Origin of the sequence: Prosthecobacter sp., from assembly GCF_044232965.1 — a bacterium.
Taxonomy (GTDB): domain Bacteria; phylum Verrucomicrobiota; class Verrucomicrobiia; order Verrucomicrobiales; family Verrucomicrobiaceae; genus Prosthecobacter.
This window is the reverse complement of the sequence record NZ_JBIIKX010000123.1, coordinates 1-9,354: the sequence shown is the minus strand read 5'-3', so window position 1 is coordinate 9,354 and position 9,354 is coordinate 1. Positions and strand designations below refer to the sequence as shown.

The window sequence follows — 9,354 nt, the reverse complement described above, 5'->3', positions numbered from 1 at the left end:
CGAGGTCTTCGAGTGGGACGGCAAATCCACCTACATCCAGCATCCGCCCTTCTTCGCCGACTTCAGCATGACCCCCGGCGACATCGTGGAAATCAAAGGCGCACGCCCGCTCGGCATCTTCGGCGACAGCGTCACGACCGACCACATCAGCCCCGCTGGTGCCATCAAGAAAGCCAGCCCCGCAGGCCGATTCCTCACCGAAAACGGCGTCGCGCAGGCCGATTTCAACAGCTACGGGAGCCGTCGCGGCAATGACCTCGTCATGACCCGCGGCACCTTCGCCAACGTGCGCATCAAGAACCTCATGCTCGGCGGCAAAGAAGGCGGCGATACCTTGTTGCAGCCCGCTGGCACCGAAATGAGCATCTACGACGCCGCCGAGGCCTACAAAGCTGCCGGCACGCCCACGATCGTCATCGGCGCTGAAGACTACGGCATGGGCTCCAGCCGCGACTGGGCCGCCAAAGGCACTCGTCTGCTCGGTGTGAAGGCCGTCATCACGAAGTCCTTCGAGCGTATCCACCGCAGCAACCTCGTCGGCATGGGCGTCCTGCCCTGCAACTTCAAGAACAAGGCCGACTACGACAAGGTCAAGGACCTCGCCGATGCCACCTTCGACATCCTGGGCCTCAGCAACGACTTCAAGCCCATGAGCGAAGCCACCCTCCGCGTCCACAAGTCCGACGGCAGCACCTTCGACATCCCGCTCGTCGTCCGCATCGACACCCCCGTCGAAATCGACTACTACCGCGCCGGCGGCATCCTGCCGTATGTCCTCGCGCAGATCCTGCGTGCGAACGGCTAAGCCGTAGAACGAGTTTTCCAACTCGTTCCCTCCCAACACCTCACCAAACCCGGCAGACTGAAAGGCTGCCGGGTTTTTCTTTGCTTGGATTCATCCGAGACGCCGGACAAACTCACGCCATGAGCTCCACCGTCTTCCCCATGATTCCCGCTGCCAGCAAGTCGTTGTGGTTCTTTGCCATCATCAGCCTCGTGCTCCTGGCTGGCGTCGTGCTGATGATCTGGCTCGCCTGGTCCATGCGGCATGCCACGTTCACCGTCTCCAACGAAGGCCTCCGCCTCCAAGGCGACCTCTACGGCCGCTTGATCCCGCTCCAATCACTCAAGCTCGACGAAGCCGTCGTCACCAACCTCAACACCGACAGGGGCCATCAGCCCAAGTGGCGCACGATGGGCACCGGACTGCCCGGCTACGCCGCTGGCTGGTTCAAACTACGCAATGGGGAGAAAGCACTGCTCTACGTCACTGACCGCACGCACGTCGCGCGTATTCCGACGACGGAGGGCTACACGGTGATGCTGAGCGTGGCCGACCCGACGGCGCTGATCGAAGAACTTAGCCGCCAGCAGAAGGCCTTGAAGTGAGTCATTTGGCCGGCACGGCAAACTGCGCGGGCACGGTGATCACATCGGCCACGACGCACCAGATCACGATGAAGACGAGCAAGGCCGCCCCGGCCAGCAGGTGGAGGCTGCTTTTCTTCACGATGGTGGGATGCGGCGGCAAGTGGGCGTGAAGTTTCTTCATCAGGATCAACCACGCGCCCCAGGCCAGCGGCAGCAGGATGGCAAACACGAGCGCAGCCTCCCGTTTCTCCGCGTCCTCGGCGTGGTGAATCGAGATGATGCTGTCATTCGAGACCAGCCAGCCGCCGATGATCGTGATCGCGGCGATGCCGTAATTGATCGAATCATGCAGCTTCGTGCGAAACCACTCCTCGGTCTTGGTCAGTTCACGGTCTTCCATGGAAATGCGGGCCAAAGGTTACTGCGCCCGGCCTTCCTCGGCGTCCATGAGGTCGAAGAAGGTCACGATGTCTTCGCGGTCAGGGAAGCCGGCCTCCGCCCGCTGCTCCACGAGACCTTTCGAGGCGGCGTCGCGCCAGCCGCGCTTGGACATGAAGCCGTTCCAGATTTCGATCTGCTCGGTCGTTGGTCGATGGCCGTTCTGGCAGCACCACTCGAGGATTTCCTCGTCCGTTCCGCCTTCGAGGGTGCGTTGGGTCAGCTCGTTGAAATCGACGCCGAGGAACTTGCACACACGCTCGTCAAACGTGCGGTTGCCCGGCGTGTAGCCGAGGTGGTAGCCCTCGGGCAGCTTGCCCTCTTTCGCGAAGAGGCGAATTTTGTCGAGGATGCGGCCGAAGACGTAAATGCCGCCGACCATGTCACGAGGAGAACGTATGGGGAATGCCATGCGTCTTTTTAGCGAAGACGCATGGCCTGGTCAATGCATGACCTTATTCCGCCTTCTTCTTTCCCTTGCCCTTGCCTTTGGGAGCGGCGGCTGGAGCAACTTTTTCGCCGGGTTTTGGCAGCGTGGCCCGCACCTCTTCCCAAGCGGGATTCAGCGTGGCCTCACGGATGGAGAAGTTGCGAAAATCGACCGACTGGCCGCTGACGGTGAAGCCTGGGGCCATCTTTGGAGTCTTGAACAGGTCGTTCGCGCCCCAGGCGGTGAAGTCGTTCACTTTGCCGAGCATCAAGTCACTCACCATCTCCAGGCGCACCTTGTGCCAGGTGCCGGGAGCGAGTTCTGTAGGGAAACGGGCAAAGATAACGGCCTTGTCCGGCCCTTCATGATCGTTGTCGTCCTTTTGAATGGTGACGGACTTCGGCGTGATGTTGATGCGCGCCATGTGGTCCTTCACCGCGTTGATGGACAGGCTCGTGCTCTTGGCGCCTTCAAATTTGAACTCATACTCGACCACGAAGTCCTGCAGCTTGTTCGGCAGGCGGGTCACGGCACCGTGCTTGTCTGCCTCCAGCTCAGAGCCGCGCGTCACACCTTCCACCAGCTCCCACTTGCCCTTCGCGGCTTTCCACGGTGCGCCTGGGGCGGTGTCCAGCTTGCTTTCATAGATGACCTTGCCAGGAACGGCGAGCAGCGGCTTGTCTTCCGCACGGGCGCTGATGGTGGCGGCCAGTGCGAGAGCGAGGGTGAGCAGGGATGTGTGTTTCATGGGTGGGCCGCTGAGAACGAAGGGGCAGGGGCCAAATTGCAGGAGACTTGAATTGTCGGGGGGACCGGCATAGCCTCGGAACCATGCTGACCAGGGCTTTCTTCATTGGTGCACTATGGTGGTGTCTCTTGGCGGACATGCCAGTCTTCGCCCTTGAGCGGCAGCTCCTCCCGCAGGAAGTGCCCTGGACTGGAAAACAGCCATTGTCCAACAAGCCCGTGATCGAGGGAAAGAGCATGCGAGCCTGGCACGAGGCCACTGTGTTTCCTGAATTTGTGTACGTCGGCACCTTGGACGGTGCGCTCGAGTATTTGACGGTTAAGTCACGGAATTTCTCCCCCGGTGGGACCATGGGCTTGGTGGTGCGCGGCATTGAGATGGACCGCATGCGGGTCAACGTGAGCTTGAGAGGGAGAAATGCCCTGCAGCTTGTGGATGCTTTGTGTGCGCTAGGTCGTTGCAACTGGACCCTCGGTCCCTACGGCATTATCATTCATCGCGAGCCGAAGATTCCCCACCGCGAGCTGAAGACTCCATGACACCATCCATTCGCTGGGTCTTCATCTGCCTGGCTCTCCTCTCCCGCATGCACGCCGCCGAACCGAATGCCGCCGCCGATGCCTGGCTGGCGAATGCCAGCCTCGCGCCACCGCTGAAGGTGCCAACGGCCCTCGATGCCTGGCAGCAGCAGCGCATGCAAATCCGTGCCAAGCTAAACGTGCTGCTGGGTGAGCTGCCGCCGCGTCCTCCTGTCTCTGCTTTCAAGGTCCTCAGCCGCGAGGACAAAGGCACCTACACCCACGAGACGATCCAGTTCGACAATGGTGCCGGCGAGATCGTTAAAGGTTTCGCGTTTGTGCCCAAAACGGCCACAGCTCAGACCAAAGCCCCTGCCATCCTCTACTGCCACTGGCACGGCGGGCAGTATGACATTGGCAAAAGTGAGCTGCTGGGCACCAACGCCACCCCCGTGGCACCGGGCCCTGCGCTGGCGGAGAAAGGCTACGTCGTGCTGGGCATCGACGCGCCGTGCTTCGGCGAGCGGAATGGCCAGGGCCCGGACGGCCCGCAGCAAAAGGGCAGCGCGGGCGAAATGACGGCGGCCAAATTTCATCTCTGGGCCGGGCGCACGCTCTGGGGCATGATCTTGCGCGATGATTTGACCGCGCTGGACTATCTCTGCTCACGGCCCGAGGTGGACGCGGCCCGTGTCGGCGTCACCGGCATCAGCATGGGTTCCACACGGAGTTGGTGGATCATGGCACTGGATGACCGACCGCGTGCGGCGGTTTGCGTGGCCTGCATGACGCGCTACGAGGAGTTGATCCGCGTCGGCATGCTCAAAGCCCACGGCATTTACTACTTTGTGCCTGGCATGCTGAAACACTTCGACACCGAGGCCGTGATCGCGCTGGGAGCGCCGCGAGCGATGCTTTTCATGACGGGCGATCAAGATGGCGGCTCACCGATTGAAGGGGTGAAGCATCTCGGCGAGATCGTGAGCCAGGTCTATGTGCTGCATGGTGATGAAGCGAGACAGCGCTTCGAAAACACGATCTATCCCGGCATCGGGCATGTGTATTTGCCCGAGATGTGGGAGAAGACCGTGAAGTGGCTGAACCGGTGGGTGAAGGGAGAGGGCAAGTAGTCGCCAAGCAGTCAAGATGGTCACTCAAGCGAGGCGCGGCCTCTTCTTGACGAATCCTTGACCACCTGACCATCCCTTGACGGCTTGTCATCTCACCACGAGCTCAGGTCTTCATGAAGCTGGTCCATCTCGCGTGAGAAGACCTCTCGCTCGGGCATATCGGGAGCGCCGTAGGGCACGATTTCGACGACATTCTTCCGCAGGGCGGTAATGCCGTTCTTCCCACTGGCATCAAGAATGGTTTTCCAGGCGCAATCCGCGAAGCGGGCGGCGAGGATGCAGTCCTGCGGTGTGGTGTGGCCGCCGCGCTGAAGATGGCCGAGCACGGAAGGGCGCACTTCGAGGTCCGGGAAAGGCGCCCCAGGGCGTTGGAAATACTGCTGGAAGGCGTCCATGAGCACATAGGCGCGGTTACGCTTCTGCGGCGGATCAAACTGCACGCCTTCGGCGACCAAGACGATGGCGTGGCCGCGGCCGCGCGTCATCGCACCTTCGATCTTCGCCGCTAGGTTCTTCATGTCTTCATCCGTGAGTGCCCCCGGCTCGGGGGTGATGATCATCTCCGCCCCGGAAGCCAGACCAGCCATGCGGGCGAGGTCGCCGCTCTCACGGCCCATCGTTTCCAGCACCATCACGCGGCGGTGGCTGCGCGCAGTGTCGATGAAATGGTCCACCGCCCACACCAGCGTGTTCACTGCGGTATCGACGCCCAGCGCCATGTCTGTGAACTGTAGATCGTTGTCGATCGTTCCAGGCACACCGATGACCCGCAGATCGCTCTCCTCGGCGAGCAGCCTCGCGCCGGTGAGCGAGCCGTCGCCACCGACGACGACGAGTGCGCGCACGTTGAGGTCTTTGAGAAGCTGGATGACCTCCTCGCGCACTTCTTTGCGGTGAAACTCCAAACAGCGTGCAGAACCAAGGATGGTGCCGCCCTTGCCCATGATGCCGCTCACGCTGGCGTGGTCCATCTGGATGATGTCGAGCTGCTCGTTGATGAGGCCGGCCCGGCCCGTATGCGTGGCGATGGCGTGCTTCAAACGGACGAGCGCCTCGCCATCCCCTTTCACGGTGCGGGCGGTGCGGGCAAGGCCCCGATAACCGTGGCGAATGCCCAGAACGGCGATTTTTTCACGGTTTAGGCCCAGGCGCACGATGGCGCGCAGGAAAGCGTTCATGCCGGGCGAGTCGCCGCCACTGAAAAGCACCGCGACGGCTTGTTCGGGGTAAGAAGGGATCATGTAAAAATGGGTTGGGGGCAGTTGCCTTAGCGAGTACTCCGGGCGTGGCAAGCAACGCGTGAGGCTACTCCAGATTCCTAGCCTTGATCGCCTGCGCTGGCGTGTTACTGGCGCGGGTGTCCCCCGAATTCGCCACCACGCTCTTCCCGCTCGTCGCCGCCCTGCTGTACGCCTTTGGCGCCCTCGTCCTGAAGCGCTCCAGCGACCTCGGCGTGGGCCTGTGGCGCACCACTTTTGTGGCCAATGTGATCGTCGCGGCGCTGTTTTCCCTGCTCTGGCTGCTCGGCGGCCCGCAAGTGGAGAAAGAGCTGCTCTGGCAGCCCGGCGTGATCGCCCTGTGCCTGTTCGTCGGTCAGCTTTCGCAGTTCCTGGCGCTGGAAAAAGGGGATGTCTCCGTCGCGGTGCCGATTTTCGGCCTCAAGGTCATCCTGGTGGCGTTTTTCACCCCCTTCCTCATTGGCGAGGCCGTGGGCACGAAACTCTGGATCGCCGCCTTCCTCAGCGTGCTCGGCATCACCTTTCTCAATCGCAAACACGCCGATCAGCCTCCACGTCACCTGCTCATCACCTTCATCGCAGGCGGCATCGGAGCCGTGGCCTTCGCGATCTTTGACGTGCTGGTTCAGAAATGGGGGCCGTCTTGGGGCGCGGGCCGTCTGCTGCCCTGCATCTTCTGGATCAACGCCCTGCTCTCCTTCGGCCTCATCTTCCGTTTCTCCGCTCCTTTGAGCAAGGTGCCCGGCAAGGCCTGGCCCTGGCTCGTGGGCGGCTCTGCCCTGCTCGGCGTGCAAAGCATCACCTTCGTCAGCACGCTCGCTGTCTTCGGCAAGGCCACCAACGCCAACATCGTCTATGCCTCGCGCGGCCTGCTCAGCGTCGCGCTCGTCTGGCTCGTCGGGCACTGGTTTCACAACGCCGAGCAGCACCTTGGCCCCAAGGTCATGCGCTGGCGTCTGGCGGGCGCGTTGCTGATGATGAGCGCCATCGTGCTGGTGGTGGTGTGACGCGATTTGGCAAGCCGTCTGCCCCGCCGCACGTTTGAGTGCGCATGAAAACGCGTTTTCTTTTCCTGGCGGTTCTTGGCGTGATGAATCTGGCCGCCGGGGCGGAAATCGAGCCCCAGCCCTTTCTCGCGGCAGCGCAGCGGCTCATCGACTCCGCCAGCTTTCTCGGCACACCGTTCAGCGGCGACGAAATCATCACGCTGAAGGCCGCGATTCAATCCAATGAAGCTGCCGGAGCTGCCAAGGCGCAAGCAGTGCTCGATGCGCATGCGCTCTTCCATGTCACCATCACCCCGGAGCAGCGGGTGAAGGTCGAACGCGGCGCGGCGAAGGCCGTGCTCGATGAATCCGGCTGGCGGCAGTATCTCGTGCGTGTCGAGAACGAGGCCGGTGTCACCGCGAAGCTCGCCGCCAGCAGTCCACAGGCCAAAATCATGTATGTGCCCGGCTCCCCGCCCGTGGCGCCGCATGCGCAGCCGAAAGACCCCGGCGAGCCCGCGCTCGCCGCCCGCTGGCTGGACATGCAGATGTTTGAAGCGCCGCCGATGCAGCCCACGCTCAGCGGCCTCAGTCTCGAATACCGTATCATCCAGCTCTACAGCCGTGACGCGGGCAAGCGCGACGCCACCTTCAGTTTCGACACTGGCCAGGGCACGCAAGATCTCGGTTTCCGCAACGAAGTGAGCGTGTTGTTCGATTGCCAGTCAGCCCGCGAGGTGAAACTGGCCATCACCGATGAAAACGGGAAACCCTGCATCGCCGAGCTGCTCATCAAAGACCAAGCCGGACGCGTCTATCCGAGCCAGATCAAGCGCCACGCGCCCGATTTCTTCTTCCACCCGCAGATTTACCGTGGCGATGGCGAATCGCTCAAACTGCCGGATGGCGACTACGATGTCGTTTTCCGTCGCGGGCCTGAATCACTGCCCGAGTCGCGAAAAATCTCGATCTCCGGCCAAAACACGTCGCTGGCATTCCAAGTGAAGCGCTGGATTGATCCGTCCCTGCGCGGCTGGTGGAGCGGTGATCATCACATCCACGCCGCAGGCTGTGCGCATTACTCGGTGCCCACGCAGGGCGTGCATGCGCCGGACATGGCGCGGCATTGCATGGGCGAGGATTTGAAAATCGGCGCGAACCTCACCTGGGGACCGTGCTTCGATTATCAGAAGCAGTTCTTCACCGGCACGGAGGACAAGGAATCGCGCCATCCCTTCCTCCTGCGCTACGACGTCGAGGTCAGCGGCTTCGGATCACACAAAAGCGGTCATCTTTGCCTGCTGAAGCTCAAGGAGCAGATGTATCCCGGCGGCGACAGCACCGCGCACTGGCCCACGCTTTGCCTCAACACCTTGAAGTGGGCCAAGAAGCAGGGCGCTCTCACCGGCCCCGCGCACAGCGGCTGGGGCCTGCAACCCATCGCGCCGGGCGATCCCAACTTCAAAGAACCCTACCGTGGCCCCGGCAAATACGCCTCCGCCACTGACGAACTGCCAAACTACATCATCCCGCCCTTTAACGGCATCGGCGCGTGCGAATACATCGTCGATGTCACGCACCTGGTGCCCGGACCCGATGGCAAGCCGGTGCCCGCAGTCGATTTCATGTCGATGGTGGACACGCCGCACACCTGGGAGCTGAACATCTGGTATCACACGCTCAACGCCGGCTTCCGCACCCGCATCAGCGGCGAGACCGACTTCCCCTGCATCTACGGCGAGCGCGTGGGCCTGGGCCGCGCGTATGTGAAGATCGACGGCAGGCTCAATTACGACGCGTGGTGCGAGGGCATCCGTGCCGGTCGCGCTTATGTCAGCGACGGCAAGAGCCACCTCATCGACTTCAAGGCCAACGACCTCGAACTCGGCACCCAAGGCAGCGAACTCCGCCTCAAACAACCCGCGACCGTCAAAGTCACCGTCCAGGCCACCGCCCTGCTCGACACACAGCCGCGCCCTGACATCCAAACCGCCCCGGTGGACCGAAAACCCTTCTGGGACATCGAACGCGCCCGCATCGGCGCCTCACGGCAGGTTCCCGTCGAACTCCTCGTCAACGGTGTCTCCATGCAGACCCAAAACATCACCGCCGACGGCACGGCACGCGATCTGAGCTTCGACGTGCCCGTCGAAAAGAGCTGCTGGCTCGCCCTGCGCATCCGCGCCAGCTCGCACACCAATCCCATCTTCGTCATCGTGAACGACCAGCCCATCCGCGAAAAACGCAGCCTCGAATGGTGCCTCAAGAGCGTCGGTCAATGCTGGTCGCAAAAAGAAGCGCTCATTGACCCAACGGAACACGCCGATGCTGTCGCCGCTTACGAACACGCGCGGAAGGTGTATCGAGAGCGGCTTGGAGAGTGACCCTGCTCTAGCAGCCTGTTGAAAAACCTCTCCTCCTGGGTGATGAGAACAACCCTGCATGTTTGAGCAACGCCAAACCAAGCAACGCCAGCAGGAACTCTGGATAGTCGC

At 62.1% G+C, this 9,354-nt stretch carries 9 protein-coding genes and 1 pseudogene; 6 read left to right on the top strand and 4 right to left on the bottom strand.

What is annotated here, in order from left to right:
• Both acnA and ACILSI_RS26105 read left to right on the top strand, forming a co-directional pair.
• Positions 1-805: pseudogene (gene acnA, locus ACILSI_RS26110) on the top strand (aconitate hydratase); the annotation flags it as partial.
• Between the two features lie 119 nt (positions 806-924).
• Positions 925-1,389, top strand: coding sequence for a PH domain-containing protein (locus ACILSI_RS26105; protein ID WP_395724865.1), 465 nt, complete (start codon positions 925-927; stop codon positions 1,387-1,389).
• Between the two features lies 1 nt (position 1,390).
• Here the strand turns inward: ACILSI_RS26105 and ACILSI_RS26100 are convergent, their stop codons facing one another.
• Genes ACILSI_RS26100 through ACILSI_RS26090 form a run of 3 tightly spaced genes read right to left on the bottom strand, consistent with a single transcriptional unit; the run spans position 1,391 to position 2,987 of the window.
• A complete protein-coding gene (locus tag ACILSI_RS26100) occupies positions 1,391-1,771 on the bottom strand; it encodes a hypothetical protein (protein ID WP_395724864.1) in 381 nt (126 codons plus the stop codon).
• 18 nt (positions 1,772-1,789) lie between these two features.
• A complete protein-coding gene (locus ACILSI_RS26095; RefSeq protein WP_395724863.1) occupies positions 1,790-2,221 on the bottom strand; it encodes a DUF5069 domain-containing protein in 432 nt (143 codons plus the stop codon).
• A gap of 43 nt (positions 2,222-2,264) precedes the next feature.
• A complete protein-coding gene (locus ACILSI_RS26090; protein ID WP_395724862.1) occupies positions 2,265-2,987 on the bottom strand; it encodes a hypothetical protein in 723 nt (240 codons plus the stop codon).
• Positions 2,988-3,124: 137 nt separating this feature from the next.
• On the opposite strand from ACILSI_RS26090, the gene ACILSI_RS26085 reads away from it, so the two are divergent.
• Together ACILSI_RS26085 and ACILSI_RS26080 are read left to right on the top strand one after the other, a co-directional pair.
• Complete coding sequence (locus ACILSI_RS26085) at positions 3,125-3,526, top strand: hypothetical protein (protein ID WP_395724861.1); 402 nt, start codon at positions 3,125-3,127, stop codon at positions 3,524-3,526.
• Positions 3,523-4,635, top strand: coding sequence for an alpha/beta hydrolase family protein (locus ACILSI_RS26080; protein ID WP_395724860.1), 1,113 nt, complete (start codon positions 3,523-3,525; stop codon positions 4,633-4,635). The genes ACILSI_RS26085 and ACILSI_RS26080 overlap by 4 nt, the downstream gene beginning before the upstream one ends.
• Before the next feature lie 92 nt (positions 4,636-4,727).
• On the opposite strand, the gene ACILSI_RS26075 is transcribed toward ACILSI_RS26080, so the two are convergent.
• Positions 4,728-5,876, bottom strand: coding sequence for a 6-phosphofructokinase (locus ACILSI_RS26075; protein ID WP_395724859.1), 1,149 nt, complete (start codon positions 5,874-5,876; stop codon positions 4,728-4,730).
• A 116-nt stretch (positions 5,877-5,992) separates the two neighbouring features.
• On the opposite strand from ACILSI_RS26075, the gene ACILSI_RS26070 reads away from it, so the two are divergent.
• Positions 5,993-6,880 carry an EamA family transporter gene (locus ACILSI_RS26070; RefSeq protein WP_395724858.1) on the top strand — a complete coding sequence of 296 codons (888 nt, stop codon included), beginning with the start codon at positions 5,993-5,995 and terminating at the stop codon, positions 6,878-6,880.
• Positions 6,881-6,924: 44 nt separating this feature from the next.
• Complete coding sequence (locus ACILSI_RS26065; protein WP_395724857.1) at positions 6,925-9,243, top strand: CehA/McbA family metallohydrolase; 2,319 nt, start codon at positions 6,925-6,927, stop codon at positions 9,241-9,243.
• The last annotated feature ends 111 nt before the right edge of the window (positions 9,244-9,354 follow it).